At 38.7% G+C, this 15,096-nt stretch carries 15 protein-coding genes; all 15 read left to right on the top strand.

Annotation, left to right across the window (positions count from 1 at the left end; genetic code table 11):
- Positions 1–320 precede the first annotated feature (320 nt).
- The 15 genes from C7Y47_RS13215 (at position 321) to rpiB (ending at position 15,090) form a co-directional block, all read left to right on the top strand.
- Positions 321–1,175, top strand: coding sequence for a class II fructose-bisphosphate aldolase (locus tag C7Y47_RS13215; protein WP_142509201.1), 855 nt, complete (start codon positions 321–323; stop codon positions 1,173–1,175).
- 424 nt (positions 1,176–1,599) lie between these two features.
- Positions 1,600–2,250 carry a fructose-6-phosphate aldolase gene (gene fsa, locus C7Y47_RS13210; protein WP_142509200.1) on the top strand — a complete coding sequence of 217 codons (651 nt, stop codon included), beginning with the start codon at positions 1,600–1,602 and terminating at the stop codon, positions 2,248–2,250.
- A gap of 63 nt (positions 2,251–2,313) precedes the next feature.
- The gene (locus C7Y47_RS13205; protein ID WP_142509199.1) at positions 2,314–3,600 is read left to right on the top strand and encodes a UDP-N-acetylglucosamine 1-carboxyvinyltransferase; all 1,287 of its coding nucleotides are present in this window, start codon (positions 2,314–2,316) and stop codon (positions 3,598–3,600) included.
- Positions 3,601–3,695: 95 nt separating this feature from the next.
- Complete coding sequence (gene glpX / locus C7Y47_RS13200) at positions 3,696–4,652, top strand: class II fructose-bisphosphatase (protein WP_100546229.1); 957 nt, start codon at positions 3,696–3,698, stop codon at positions 4,650–4,652.
- A gap of 235 nt (positions 4,653–4,887) precedes the next feature.
- Positions 4,888–6,171, top strand: a complete 1,284-nt coding sequence (gene rho, locus C7Y47_RS13195) for a transcription termination factor Rho (RefSeq protein WP_142509198.1) — start codon at positions 4,888–4,890, stop codon at positions 6,169–6,171.
- Positions 6,172–6,396: 225 nt separating this feature from the next.
- A complete protein-coding gene (gene rpmE, locus C7Y47_RS13190) occupies positions 6,397–6,600 on the top strand; it encodes a 50S ribosomal protein L31 (protein WP_049668005.1) in 204 nt (67 codons plus the stop codon).
- 405 nt (positions 6,601–7,005) lie between these two features.
- Positions 7,006–7,578: a thymidine kinase gene (locus C7Y47_RS13185; RefSeq protein WP_142509197.1), complete on the top strand. Its 573-nt coding sequence runs from the start codon at positions 7,006–7,008 to the stop codon at positions 7,576–7,578.
- 185 nt (positions 7,579–7,763) lie between these two features.
- Positions 7,764–8,840 (top strand): peptide chain release factor 1, encoded by a 1,077-nt coding sequence (prfA, locus tag C7Y47_RS13180; RefSeq protein ID WP_142509196.1) that lies wholly within the window; start codon positions 7,764–7,766, stop codon positions 8,838–8,840.
- A complete protein-coding gene (gene prmC, locus C7Y47_RS13175) occupies positions 8,827–9,687 on the top strand; it encodes a peptide chain release factor N(5)-glutamine methyltransferase (RefSeq protein WP_142509195.1) in 861 nt (286 codons plus the stop codon). Before prfA ends, prmC begins: the two co-directional genes overlap by 14 nt.
- A gap of 44 nt (positions 9,688–9,731) precedes the next feature.
- Positions 9,732–10,331: a stage II sporulation protein R gene (locus C7Y47_RS13170; protein WP_142509194.1), complete on the top strand. Its 600-nt coding sequence runs from the start codon at positions 9,732–9,734 to the stop codon at positions 10,329–10,331.
- Positions 10,332–10,432: 101 nt separating this feature from the next.
- Positions 10,433–11,467: an L-threonylcarbamoyladenylate synthase gene (locus C7Y47_RS13165; protein ID WP_142509231.1), complete on the top strand. Its 1,035-nt coding sequence runs from the start codon at positions 10,433–10,435 to the stop codon at positions 11,465–11,467.
- Between the two features lie 385 nt (positions 11,468–11,852).
- Positions 11,853–12,350, top strand: coding sequence for a manganese efflux pump MntP (locus C7Y47_RS13160; RefSeq protein WP_142509193.1), 498 nt, complete (start codon positions 11,853–11,855; stop codon positions 12,348–12,350).
- A gap of 24 nt (positions 12,351–12,374) precedes the next feature.
- Positions 12,375–12,815 (top strand): low molecular weight protein arginine phosphatase, encoded by a 441-nt coding sequence (locus C7Y47_RS13155; RefSeq protein ID WP_142509192.1) that lies wholly within the window; start codon positions 12,375–12,377, stop codon positions 12,813–12,815.
- Between the two features lie 8 nt (positions 12,816–12,823).
- The gene (locus tag C7Y47_RS13150) at positions 12,824–14,107 is read left to right on the top strand and encodes a methyl-accepting chemotaxis protein (RefSeq protein WP_142509191.1); all 1,284 of its coding nucleotides are present in this window, start codon (positions 12,824–12,826) and stop codon (positions 14,105–14,107) included.
- 545 nt (positions 14,108–14,652) lie between these two features.
- Complete coding sequence (rpiB, locus tag C7Y47_RS13145) at positions 14,653–15,090, top strand: ribose 5-phosphate isomerase B (RefSeq protein WP_132360346.1); 438 nt, start codon at positions 14,653–14,655, stop codon at positions 15,088–15,090.
- Positions 15,091–15,096 lie beyond the last annotated feature (6 nt).

Raw genomic sequence — 15,096 nt, 5'->3', positions numbered from 1 at the left:
GAGGCTGAAACCTTCGTTCCGTTACATTACACTACGGTTGTGCACTGCCGCTGCGTTCTACTTCGCTTACGTGCAGAAAAGAAGGCGCTGTCGCTAACGTTGCACTCCGCTTTCGCGTAGAAAATAACAGCCTCTGCTTTTCAGAGGCTGAAACCTTCGTTCCGTTACATTACACTACGGTTATGCACTGCCGCTGCGTTCTACTTCGCTTACGTGCAGAAAACAAAGTAACCTGAAATGCTTTTCAGGTTACTTTGTTTTTGCTATGATTAAATAGCATATCTATGTAAAAGAATAGTCCTAAGAGGAGGATTTTTAGTATGGCATTAGTATCTATGAAAGAGATGTTAATTAAAGCAAAAGCAGAAGGTTATGCGGTTGGTCAGTTCAACATCAACAATCTTGAGTGGACTCAAGCAATTTTACAAGCAGCAGAAGAAGAAAAATCTCCAGTTATTCTAGGCGTTTCTGAAGGCGCAGGTAAATATATGGGCGGATTCATCTCCGTTGTACACATGGTAAAAGGTTTGATGGAATCTTATGGCACTACAGTACCTGTAGCTATTCATCTTGACCATGGTTCAAGCTTTGAAAAATGTAAAGAAGCAATTGATGCAGGATTTACTTCGGTTATGATTGATGCTTCTCATTATCCATTTGAGGAAAATGTTGCGACTACTTCAAAAGTAGTTGAGTACGCTCATGCGAAAGGTGTTTCTGTTGAAGCTGAGCTTGGCACAGTGGGTGGCGACGAGGATGGCGTTATTGGTGGTATTATGTACGCTGATCCAGAGGAATGCCGTAAAATGGTTGAGCTAACAGATATCGATTGCTTAGCACCAGCACTTGGCTCTGTACATGGTCCTTACAAAGGAGAACCAAATTTAGGTTTTAAAGAAATGGAAGAAATCTCTAAATTAGCAGATTTACCATTAGTATTACATGGTGGTACAGGAATTCCAACAAAAGATATCCAACGCTCGATTTCATTAGGTACAGCAAAAATTAACGTCAATACTGAAAATCAAATTGCTGCTACTAAAGTAATCCGTGAAGTTCTTGATAATGATAAAGTTGTTTATGATCCTCGTAAATTCCTTGCTCCAGCACGTGAAGCGATTAAATCAACAGTTATCGGGAAAATTCGTGAATTTGGTAGTGCGCAAAAAGCATAATTTTTGTATCTAAAATGCTACAAAAGCACAGATGAATACACAAATAAGAGAAGTGTTGATGCTGTTATCGACCTTCTCTTGTTTTTGAAATGATAAATTCCGTGAATTCCCCGGAGGCTTTAGGTCAACAAATATTTATTGCGCGAAAGCGTAGTGCTGACGCTACGCTTTCGTACAGATAAATTGCCACAGGACGTGGCGTTCTAAGACTGAGTTCCTTTATTTCAGCGGGTGTTTACTCGTTGAAAGAAGTAAATATAAGGTTCATCACCAAAAGTTGGGGATGGCATTTGTGTGAAAACGAATGTAATGTATAGTAGTTGATTTTCAATCCAACTGAACGGCCATAGGAAAGCGCCCAGGTGGAACGGAAATCAACTCTACGTTATGGCAATAAGCCAAACAATGATCAGGAGGGAATATAATGAAATTTTTCATTGATACAGCAAACTTTGAAGAGATTAAAGAAGCACACGCATGGGGTATTTTATCAGGTGTTACGACAAACCCATCGTTAGTTGCTAAAGAAGAGAACGTTTCTTTCCATGATCGACTTCGTGAAATCACAGAGCTTGTAGATGGCTCAGTGAGTGGGGAAGTAATTGCTCTAGATGCGGAAGGTATGATTAAAGAAGGCTTAGAATTGGCAGCAATTGCTCCGAATATTACAGTTAAATTGCCAATGACTCCAGCTGGATTAGAGGCATGTCGCTTCTTTGCAGACAAAGGTATTAAAACGAACGTAACATTAATCTTCAGTGCCAACCAAGCATTAATGGCTGCTCGTGCGGGTGCTACATATGTATCACCATTTATCGGTCGTCTAGATGATATAGGTCAAAACGGTGTAGAACTAATTGAAACGATTGCAGATATTTTCACAATTCATAATATCGATACGCAAATTATCGCTGCATCTATTCGTCATCCGCAGCATGTAACAGCGGCAGCACTTGCTGGTGCACATATTGCAACTACTCCTTTTAAAGTATTAAAGCAACTTTTCCATCATCCATTAACGGAAAAAGGAATTGAAGGATTTTTAACGGATTGGAATAAGAGAAAAGGCAAATAATAAGATTATATAGTGAGCCAATTGCAGAAAAAATTACTTTCCAATCATGAGGGAGAACGCGAAATGGATGTTTATAAAATTACAGGCGAAAATCGTCTAAAGGGTACAATAAAAGTTAGTGGTGCAAAAAATAGTGCAGTCGCCTTAATTCCAGCATCAATTTTGGCGAACTCTCCAGTGACAATTGGAGGGATACCGGAAATTTCTGATGCATGGACGTTAAAGGCATTATTAGAAGAAATTGGTGGAGAGGTTTCATTTGAGGATGGCATAATGACCATTGATCCGACAGAAATGATTGCTTTGCCATTACCAAACGGCAACGTGAAAAAGCTTCGTGCCTCCTATTATTTAATGGGAGCAATGCTTGGCCGCTTTAAAAAAGCTGTGATTGGTTTACCAGGAGGCTGTTTCTTAGGGCCACGTCCTATTGACCAACATATAAAAGGCTTTGAGGCATTAGGTGCGAAAATCACTAATGAGCATGGAGCAATTTATTTACGTGCTGATGAATTAATTGGCGCAAAAATATATTTAGACGTTGCCAGTGTTGGCGCAACAATTAATATTATGTTAGCTGCAGTCCTTGCAAAGGGACGTACGGTTATTGAAAATGCAGCAAAAGAACCGGAAATTATTGATGTAGCTACTCTTCTCACTAACATGGGAGCTAATATTAAAGGTGCAGGTACAAGTGTTATCCGTATTGAAGGCGTAGAGGAACTTCATGGTACGGAGCATACGATTATTCCGGATCGTATTGAAGCTGCTACATTTATGATTATGGCTGCCGCTTTAGGTGAAGGCATTACAATTGATAATGTTATCCCATTGCATTTAGAGGCTATTATTGCAAAGCTTCGTGAAATGGGTGTAAAAATTGAAATCGGTGAAGAAAGTATTTTTGTGCCAAAAACGGATCTCTCCACATTGCACGCCGTTGATGTGAAAACATTAGTGTATCCTGGATTCCCAACTGATATTCAGCAACCACTTTCTGTTTTAATGTCTCAAGCATTTGGTTCCTCAAAGATAACAGATACAATCTATACAGCTCGATTTAAGCATATTGATGAACTTCGTCGTATGAATTCCAATGCACGTGTTGAAGGAAATACAGCTATTATTACAGGTCCTAGCAAATTACATGGTTCAACTGTAACAGCTACAGATCTTCGTGCTGGTGCCGCATTAGTATTAGCAGGCCTTTTAGCTGAAGGCGAAACGGAAATTCATGATATCTATCATATTGAGCGTGGTTATAGCTCACTTATTGAGAAATTACGTGATTTAGGCGCTGATATTCGACGTGAAACAATAATGGCCCGTGTAGCAGAGGCAAAGGAATAATGAGAGCTAAAAGTTTTGAACTAACTATGTTACAATAGAGGTAATTTGAATGTTTCGGCGAAGAAATATGCCGATAACGGGAGGCAAATAAAACAATGGAACGTAGTTTATCGATGGAAGTAGTACGAGTAACAGAGGCAGCAGCAATCGCATCCGGGAAATGGATGGGTCGTGGTTTGAAAATTGAGGCAGATGATGCAGCGACGACAGCGATGCGCGTGATGTTCGATACAATTCCAATGCATGCTACAGTAGTGATTGGTGAAGGCGAAATGGATGAAGCACCAATGCTTTATATTGGTGAAGAGCTTGGCCTACGTAATGGAGGTCCTCAAGTAGATATCGCCGTTGACCCATTAGAAGGTACAAATATTGTAGCGAAGGGTACAAATGGTGCAATGACAGTTCTTGCTATTGCAGATAAAGGTAATCTGTTAAACGCACCTGATATGTACATGGAGAAAATTGCAGTAGGACCGGAAGCAGCAGGTAAGGTAGATATTAACGCTTCTGTTACGTATAATTTATTACAGGTAGCAAAAGCTAAAAATAAAGATATTTCAGATGTAGTAGCTACACTTTTAGATCGACCACGTCACCAAGCAATTGTTGATGAAATCCGAGAAGCTGGGGCACGTATTAAATTTATTCAAGACGGCGACGTTGGAGCAGCTATCAATACTGCTTTTGATGAAACTGGCATTGATATTATGTTTGGTACAGGTGGTGCACCAGAGGGTGTAATTTCAGCTGTTGCATTAAAATGTCTAGGTGGAGACTTCCAAGCGAAGCTAGTCCCAGAAGATGAAGAACAGTTAGAACGTTGCAAAAAAATGGGTGTAGATGTAGATAAAGTTCTTTATTTAGATGACCTAGTTAAAGGTGACGATGCTATTTTTGCAGCGACTGCTGTAACAGATTGTGAGCTTTTAAAAGGTGTGCAGTATAAAGGAGCTTATGCATTAACACATTCAGTTGTTATGCGAGCGAAATCTGGAACTGTGCGTTTTGTAGAAGGTCGACACGCTCTTGATAAAAAACCTAGCTATTAATAAAAATTTCTTCTAAAATATACCTAGTGCATCTTTTTTGCGCTAGGTACCTTCTTCTAAATTTTCAACCATCCCATAGTTTTATAAGGCTATATTATGCTTCTTCATTGTTTTGCATAGTTAATTCAAATACCTATCGCTCTGCTTCAAGCTGATAGGTAGCCTATCGTAAAAAAACTTCTTTGTTAACCCCAAAAACAGCAATTATATTTTGAAAAAGACTGGAGTTGTGCATATGTCTACATTGACAATCGCTCAATTAGAAAACATGACGTTAAAAGAGCTTTACGCCCTTGCACGCCAATACAAAATTTCATATTATAGCAAGCTAACGAAAAAAGAATTAATATTTGCTATTTTGAAAACACGTTCAGAGCAAGAGGGTTATTTCTTTATGGAAGGTGTACTAGAAATTGTTTCGCAAGAGGGCTTTGGCTTCCTTCGACCAATTAACTATTCACCAAGTAAAGAAGATATTTATATTTCTGCGTCTCAGATTCGTCGCTTTGACTTACGAAATGGGGACAAGGTATCTGGTAAAGTACGTCCACCTAAAGAAAACGAACGCTATTATGGACTACTACAGGTGGATGCTGTTAACGGCGAAGACCCAGAAGTAGCAAAGGAACGTGTGCATTTTCCAGCATTAACGCCTTTATATCCTGATCGTCAAATTAAGCTTGAAACAACACAACGTAATTTATCGACTCGTATTATGGATTTAGTGGCACCTGTAGGCTTTGGGCAACGTGGATTGATTGTTGCACCACCAAAGGCAGGGAAAACTTCATTATTAAAAGAAATCGCGAATGCTATTACAACAAATTATCCGGATGCAGAGTTAATTGTCTTACTTATTGACGAACGCCCTGAGGAAGTAACTGATATCGAACGTTCTGTGAATGCAGATGTAGTGAGCTCGACTTTCGATGAGGTTCCAGAAAATCATGTGAAAGTTGCAGAAATTGTATTAGAACGTGCACGCCGCTTAGTTGAGCATAAGCGTGATGTTATTATTTTAATGGACTCTATTACACGTTTAGCACGAGCGTATAACTTAGTTATTCCTCCGAGCGGTCGTACGCTTTCAGGCGGTATTGATCCTGCTGCATTCCATAGACCAAAACGATTCTTCGGTTCTGCACGTAATATTGAAGAAGGCGGTAGCTTAACAATTTTAGCGACAGCTTTAGTGGATACTGGATCTCGTATGGATGAGGTCATTTATGAGGAATTTAAAGGAACAGGTAATTTAGAGCTTCATCTTGATCGCCAATTAGCAGAGCGTCGTATTTTCCCTGCGCTTGATATCCGCCGTTCAGGTACACGTAAGGAAGAGCTTCTGCTTGAGCCTGAGCAACTTGAAAAGCTATGGGCAATTCGTAAAACATTCTCGGACGCATCTGATTTCGCGGAGCGCTTCATGAAAAAATTACGTACGACAAATTCAAATGAAGAATTCTTTGAAAAATTAAATGAAGATATGAAAAAAGCTACTAAAGGTAAAGGCTTACTATAAAACATGGATCACCGTTGACTAGCATTAGTCGATGGTGATTTTTTTATTTATTTTAATCTTTTGTTATAAATAACTAATCATCAACTATTGTCAAATGTATATTTTGTATGGTACTATAGCAATGTATGCAACGTGTACATATGTAGCCGACATATTCGGGCTATGTAAGGTACAGTTCGATAATACTCTGTTCCAGATGGTTCAGGGCGAGAGGAGAAAACGAATATGAAACAAGGAATTCATCCAGATTACAAAGAAGCAACAGTAACTTGCTCTTGTGGTAACTCTTTCAAAACTGGTTCAGTAAAAGAAAACATCGTTGTCGAGTTCTGCAACGACTGTCACCCATTCTATACTGGCCGTCAAAAATTCGCGTCTGCTGATGGTCGCGTGGATCGTTTCAACAAAAAATACGGTCTTAAAAACTAATGTTAGTTTAATACCTGCCAAGCATGTGCTTGGCAGGTATTTTTTTCAGTATAATCAATTATGCCTCGGTATAATTGCGTCCGGAATCGGCTTTGTGCTTAGGACTGCAAATGTTTTTTGCGCCAAAGCGTAGCGTCTGCGGCACGATGCAGGTCAGTTAGCCGTTATCGCATGGATGCGATGATTTTAGGTGAACATCCTCTAAGAACTCCTTTCCGATTCCGTGACATCCGCCGGAGGCCTAACTTCTTTCAGTGGGTGTTTGGAGACAGCTGAAAAGTAGCTTAAATCCGCATTCACCTCACCAGCTATAGAGGTGGGAGACTGCTGTAGCTGAAAGAAGTTAAATGCCTAATGCGAGTCTTTTCAGTATCCAGATCGACATGAAGAAAGGGAGAAGACAAAATGGCACAGCTATATTTTAAACACGGTGCAATGAACAGTGGTAAATCCATAGAAATTTTAAAAGTTGCGCATAACTATGAAGAACAACAAAAACCTGTAATGATGTTTACATCAGGCTTAGATACGCGAGATGAAGTAGGTTTTATCTCAAGTCGAGTAGGCTTACGTCAACAAGCCATTCCTGTTTATGATGATACAAATATTTTTGAACTAGTAAAAAATAATACTGTAAAACCATATTGTGTACTTGTTGATGAAGTACAATTCCTAAAAAAAGAACATGTTTTACAGTTGGCAAATATCGTGGATGAGTTAGATATTCCAGTCATGGGCTTCGGTCTAAAAAATGATTTCCAAAATGAGCTATTTGAAGGCAGTCAGTACATGCTTACATATGCAGATAAAATTGAGGAAATGAAAACGATTTGCTGGTTCTGTCATAAAAAAGCGACAATGAATTTGCGTGTTGATGAAAGTGGAAAGCCTGTTTATACAGGTGATCAAATTCAAATTGGAGGAAATGATTCCTACTATCCGGTTTGTCGAAAATGTCACGTGCATCCGCCGCTATAATGCAAACTGATTCAGTTGATAGAACTAATAAAAAGTAGCATACATGCGGAAATTTCCTTATACTAAGTAGTGGAAATGAAAAATGTTCAAAAATATTCTTACGCGCTTAGCGTAATTCAAATTTAAAGTTTCTCTGCAAATACAAAAGAGCAAACTTCATAAAAACTTAATAGAGGTGAAAATCCATGTTCGATCGATTACAAGCAGTGGAGGATCGTTATGAAAGGCTAACAGAACTTTTAAGTGATCCCGATATTGTGAATGATAGTAAAAAATTACGTGAATATTCCAAAGAACAATCAGATATCCAGGAAACTGTTGATGCTTATCGTGAATATAAAAGTGTAAAAGAGCAATTAGTTGAAACACGTGAAATGCTAGATAGTGAAAAAGATCCTGATATGCACGAGATGGTGAAAGAAGAATTCAACCTACTAAAAGAACAGCAAGAAGAGTTAGAAGAACGTTTACGCATCTTATTAATTCCAAAAGATCCTAATGATAATAAAAACGTTATTATGGAGATTCGCGGAGCAGCTGGTGGAGACGAGGCGAATATTTTCGCTGGAGATTTGTTCCGTATGTACTCTCGTTACGCAGAGACACAAGGCTGGAAAATTGACATAATGGAAGCGACGCCAAACGCAATGGGCGGCTATAAAGAAGTTATTTTTATGATTAACGGTCAAGGTGCATATTCAAAATTTAAATTTGAAAATGGTGCGCACCGTGTACAACGTGTACCTGCGACAGAATCTCAAGGGCGTATTCATACATCGACAGCGACAGTAGCTTGCTTACCTGAGGTCGAAGAAGTGGATGTTGAAATCCATGAAAAAGATATCCGAGTTGATACATTTGCATCTTCTGGTGCCGGTGGTCAATCGGTAAATACTACGATGTCAGCTGTTCGTATGACTCACTTACCGACAGGTGTTGTTGTTTCGATGCAGGATGAACGATCACAAATTAAAAACCGTGAAAAGGCAATGAAAATTCTGCGTGCTCGTGTTGCTGATATGTATTTGCAAGAAGCACAAAAGGAAATCGATGCCACACGTAAATCAGCTGTAGGTTCAGGCGATCGCTCTGAGCGTATTCGCACATACAATTATCCACAAAACCGTGTAACAGACCACCGTATTGGTTTAACGATTCAAAAACTAGATCAAATCGTCGAAGGTAGACTAGGCGAAATTATTGATGCGCTCATTTTAGAGGAGCAAGCATCAAAGTTAGAGCGATTAAATGATGACCTATAATAGTGTATTGGAGGCCCTTCAATGGGCTTCTTCTTTTTTAGTGGATAATGATCGTGAGGACACGGCAGCACGTATTGTCATGCAGCATATACTTGGCACTAGCTATTCAGAAGTAATGTTACACCTTCAAGATGAATTAACGGCTGAACAAAAAGAAAAATTTAAAGAACTCATCAAAGAGCATGCGAGTGGAAGACCTGTACAGTATTGCCTCGGTAGTGAAGAATTTTATGGCCGTTCATTTATTGTCGATGAGTCAGTACTTATTCCTAGACCTGAGACCGAGGAATTAGTGCTTGGAACAATTAATCGTATGAAAAAAATGTTTAATGATCAAGCAGTGAAGCTTGCAGACATCGGAACTGGTAGTGGTGCAATTGCTATTTCTATGAAGCTAGAATGTCCAGAGCTAACAGTCGTTGCCACTGATTTATCCGAAGCAGCTTTAACTACAGCACAAAGAAATGCTCAAAGATTAGCTGCGGATATTGATTTTCGACTAGGGGATTTAGCGAAGCCTCTGGCAGGTGAGAAATTTGATATCGTGTTATCGAATCCACCGTATATTGCTTTTGATGAGGCGAAAGAGATGTCGAGTACCGTGCTAGAGCATGAACCGCATAGTGCTCTTTTTGCAGAAGAAGACGGACTTATTTTATATAGAAAGTTGGCTGAGCAGCTTCCGCCCCTTATGAGTAAACCTGCGTTCATTGGTCTTGAAATCGGTTATACACAAGGGGAGCAGGTGGCTCAATTCTTTAAAAATAGTTTTCCGCAGGCGACAATTTCGATAGAAAAAGATATAAATGGTAAGCCTCGAATGATTTTTTGTGAAATTCATGTATAAAGTATCTACTTCTTGCCAACAATGTTGAGCAAGGAGGGATTTTTATGTTAAACGAATACAAGATTATTAGATTACCTAAACGAAATATCATTCTAGCTTTTGCAAGATTAGTATTTATTGCGATTGCTTTACAATTATGTGTTTTATATATTCCAACATTAGTAGGTTTCGCAAAAGCGTCTATCTATCATGAGCAAGAAAATGATTTTCGTATACGCGTTATTGCCAATAGCAATACGAATTCGGATCAGCTTGAAAAAGAGGAGCTTGTCAAAAATTTAAAGCCCTATTTTACGCAAGTAGTAGCTAGTGCTGGAGCTAAAACTGTGGATAACGAGCAAATACTTTTATTAAAACAAGAAATTGAAGCGGAAATAAAAGAAAATTATCCACAGCTTCAGACACAAGTTGTAATTGGGGATAACTTATTTCCACCGAAGAGACAGAATGCTGTGCTTTATCCACAAAATTTATATCATTCGATTGTCGTGAAAATCGGTGATGCACGTGGTGATAACTGGTGGTGTAGCATATTCCCATCAATTTGTGAGCCTGCGAAAGAAGAAGTAAAAGAAGAAGTAAAAGAAGAGAAGGAACACGTTACATTTTTTATATGGGAATGGATTAAAGGTTTTTTTGAATGAATTGTTCACAAATTCAGACAACTTATGCACAATTTTTAATAAGTTATAAACATTATGTGGATAATTCAGTAAAAACGAATAATTGAAGGAAGGTTTTAATGATGGAAACCGTTTGCAAGATTGTGGACAGTAATGTGAATAGTCAGATAAATTATACACAAGCTATGGATATCTTAAATGCAGGTGAGGTCGTGGCATTTCCAACAGAAACGGTTTATGGCCTAGGAGCTGTTGCAACAAATGACACGGCAGTAAAAAAGATATTTGAAGCAAAAGGTCGTCCTTCTGACAATCCGCTAATTGTCCACATTGGCACGAAAGAGGAAGTTGAACTTTATATTGAGCATATTTCTGAAGTTGCCAAAAAATGCATGGATTTATTTTGGCCGGGTCCACTGACACTTGTAATGCCCGTTAAGCCAAATGTGCTGGCGGACAGTGTGACAGCTGGTCTATCGACTGTAGGCATTCGTATGCCGGATCATCCGGTTGCACTTGCCTTACTTCAACAATTAAAAAAGCCACTTGCTGCGCCGAGTGCTAATCGTAGTGGAAAGCCAAGTCCTACAGAAGCAATACATGTTCAGGATGATTTGGGAGGGTACATACCTTATATTTTAGATGGAGGCTCTACTGGGATTGGACTCGAATCCACAGTGTTAGATGTTACACACGAACCTCCAGTAATTTTGCGTCCAGGCGGAATTACAAAGGAAATGTTAGAGGCTAAGATTGGTCAAGTACTGCAACCTTCAAAAATAGAGCAAAAATTAGAGGCTACTCCAAAAGCCCCTGGTATGAAATATACACACTATGCGCCTAACGCCCCTGTGCTATTAATTGACTGTGATTTAGAGAAAGTTCATGGGGCTGTATATCAATTACAAAAACAAGGGCATAAGGTAGCGTTACTTGCACCAGTTAGCTTTGCTGACAGCAAGGCTGATTTTTATTTCTCAGTAGGAGAGGCCGGTAGTAAAGAAGAAATGGGTGCGACATTGTATCATGCGCTAAGAGCTTGCGATAAAACAACAGCTACAATTATCCTGGCGACTACTACATCGACTGAAGGGGTAGGGGCTGCAATTATGAATCGTCTTGAAAAAGCAGCCGGAGGAAAATGGTATACTCGTTAATAAAATACCTATAAAAATAGTATGCTAGAAGTAACTTCTGGCATGCTATTTTTGTATTCAAGATAACGTGAAACTTTAACATCATCCCACTGATTATTAGTCTTCACCAATCGGGCTTTTACGGGCAGTAAATCTCTCTGTATGTACTGATGCTTCGCTTTCTAGTACAGATCAATTACTGCCCGTTAATGCGGGATAAAAAGCTGCTTAGACTTTTATACTTGATCTATAGCTGTTGAAAACGTAGCAAGTTTTTTCTATAAATGAAGGTATTGTTCATTGTTGGAGTGACTTTTAACACTTAGTCGTAAGGAAAATGTATTATGATAATACTGTATTTTCGAGCATAAAATGATAAAATATTAGAGAGCGAAGGAGTGCTTTCTTGCAGGGGATTCTTGCAGGTATATTAACGTCTGTAGATGTGATTGGTTTATATGTATTAATACCAAATGTTAGATATCGATTTTTTTTATCCGTTTGGACAGCTGCTTTGCATATGCTGTTCCCGTTATTAGGTTTCGAATTAGGACACTTTTTAGTGCATTTCTTCTTAGAGTGGGGACAATGGATTTCAAGTATTTTATTATTTTGCATGGGCTTACATTTACTATTATTTACGCGAAAAGATGAAAAGGTTACTATTTCACCAATACTTTTAGCTGTGACTGCAAGCCTAGATACCTTTTCAGTAAGTATTTCTTTTGGTATGCTACACTTAGAGAAATCAGTATTTATTATAAGTGCAGGTGTAAGCGCGCTTATTTGCTCTTATGGGTCATTAGTCATTGCACGAAGAAGTCAGGTCTTACTTGGCGATAAATTCCAAATCATTACAGGGGTTTTTTTTATCATTATGAGTGTACTAGCCATCCGGCAATAGAGAAAACAATGGAGGGTGATAAGTATGAAAATACTATTTGTTTGCACAGGAAATACTTGTCGCAGTCCCATGGCAGAAGTTATTTTAAAACATAAACAAACTGACAATGTTGAGGTCCGTTCAGCGGGCATTTATGCCATGCCAAATGCGGAAATGTCTGCGCATGCACAACAAGTATTATATGAAGCAAATATGACGCATCAGCATTTAGCAACGCAATTATCAATAACTGAAACGGAGTGGGCTGATTTAATTTTAACAATGACAACAGCTCACAAAGCTACAATTATTGCTAATTATCCAAATGCAGAACAAAAAGTTTTTACTTTAAAAGAGTATACAAGCGAAGGTAGCGAAGGAAATGTTGTCGATCCTTACGGTGGTAGTAAAGAAATATATAAAGAAACATTTGTAGAATTAATGGAATTGGTAGAACGATTAGTAAAAAAAATTGAAGAGAATTGAGGGTCTCTATGAAAAAACAGTTTGGCTTACGACTTAAACTAGTATTATTTGTCGGTATTCTTGCACTGATCACGTACAGTATTAGTTTTATATTTATCGAATATTTACAACCTACCTTCTTCCCAGAAATTGATCGTAAACTATTTGAAATTTTTACTTATCTGTCGGGGATTGCATGGTCATGCATTTTGGCTGGAATTTTCAGTGTGATCTTAATTAAACCTTTACAAAAACTGGAAAATTCAGCTTCCCGGGTAGCAGAAGGAAAAATTGGTCAAGATGTAGAAATGCCGAAAACAAGTGATGAGATTCGCTCTGTTGCAGAGGCATTCCAACAAATGGTGTTGAATTTAAGAGGAATGGTGGAAAGTATAGATAATAACTTCCAGCAAACCAATCAATCCATTATCCAACTATCTGATGAAGCAGCTGTTGCAACAAAAAAAGCAGAGAATATTGCTTCTACAGTAAAGCATATTTCTTCTGGTGCAGAGACATCTGCAACGGCAGTCCAAGATACAGCTGAAGCTATTGAAGATGTACGAGCTCTCGCGACAGAAGTTAATAGTAGAGCAGAGGCATCGGCAACGCAATCTAAAGAGATTTTACATAATTTAACGACAACAACAAAAGCGATCGAAACATTAGTGAATAGTATTCAGCAAATCGCGGCTGGCAATACTGAGGCATTAGAAAGCATTCGTCTATTAGAGGAAAATGCCGGACAGGTAGAGCGCATCATTAGCTTAGTTGGCGATATTGCAGCACAAACAAATTTACTAGCTTTAAACGCTTCGATTGAAGCAGCGCGTGCTGGAGAACATGGGAAAGGTTTTGCCGTTGTAGCTGAAGAAGTTCGTAGTTTAGCGGATGAAAGTGCGAAAGCGGTACAGGGCATTACTTCCCTTATTCAATCCATGCAACAAAACGTTGAAATTGTTGTAAAACAAATGAATCAACAGGTGACATTTGCGACAAAAGAAGCTGCACGTGTATCAGAAACAACGACAGCAGTAGAAGGGATGTCTTCAAGTGTACACGAAATGGCGACAGCGATTGTAGAAATTTCTACACTTATTGAGCAGCAAATGCATAATATTGAAACAACTGCTCGTCAATCTCAAGAAGTTGCAGCCATTGCTCAAGAAACATCAGCGGGTGCACAAGAAGTTCGCAGTGCAGCAGAAGAACAAGCATACGCAATTGAGCAAGTAGAAAAACTAGCAGAAGGTTTAAAGAAACAATCTGAAGAGCTGCATAAAATGATTCAACAATTTGATAGACAAGCATAAATGTGAAGAATTTAGACTGTAGATAAACTCGAGTAAAGTTCGAGTTTACTACAGTTTTTTTATATGTTGTATGAAGGTTTGTATTTGGTGCCCGCATAGATGATAGTGGCAGATAGAAGAGGCAAAGTGAAGGATAGCCCGTAAAGTGACGGAAAGAAGAACAGCAACGACGGAAAGAACAGGCGAAGCGACGGATGGTACATCAAACTAAAAAAGCTTCTCATCTATTACGCCACACTCGCATTTTGCATACTACTGGCAATACATAGAGAAAATATTGATATAGCATGTCCACTGCAATTGCAAAGGTAAAAAAACTTTAGAAGATAGAATATTACGACAAAAGACCGTTATCCGAATTTATCAACATGATATTCACATTATCCACAGGAAAATAACTTTAAAAGTGAATGTTTTTATGTATGATTACAAGAAACGTTCGTCTTTTAGGGGAAATCAGCATAAAAATGCAAGAAAAATCATGTTATTCTTGAGATAGAAGTGGTACACTAGTGTTGACTATAATTTCGAAATGAGGGAACCCAGTGAGAATAGCAATTTCTTCTGATCACGGAGGCAATAACTTACGTCGTGAGATTATGCAGCTGTTAGATGAGCTACATATTAGCTACGAAGATTTTGGTCCACAATCTGCGGATTCAGTAGACTATCCTGATTATGCAAAACCAGTTACTGAAGGTGTTGCTAGCGGGGAATTTGATAAAGGTATTTTAATTTGTGGTACAGGCATTGGTATGTCCATTGCTGCAAATAAAATTAAGGGGATTCGTTGTGCTTTAGTGCATGATTTATTTAGCGCAAAAGCAACGCGTTGCCACAATGATTCCAACATTTTAGCAATGGGTGAGCGTGTTATTGGGCCAGGCCTTGCACGTGAAATCGCTAAAGTATGGCTTGAAACAGATTTTGAAGGTGGCCGTCATACGCGCCGCATTGAAAAAATCGCAGAGCTTGAGCAGTAAGAAAAG

The organism is Lysinibacillus sphaericus (assembly GCF_006864135.1).
Lineage (GTDB): Bacteria > Bacillota > Bacilli > Bacillales_A > Planococcaceae > Lysinibacillus.
This window is presented reverse-complemented; position numbering and strand designations above follow the sequence as displayed.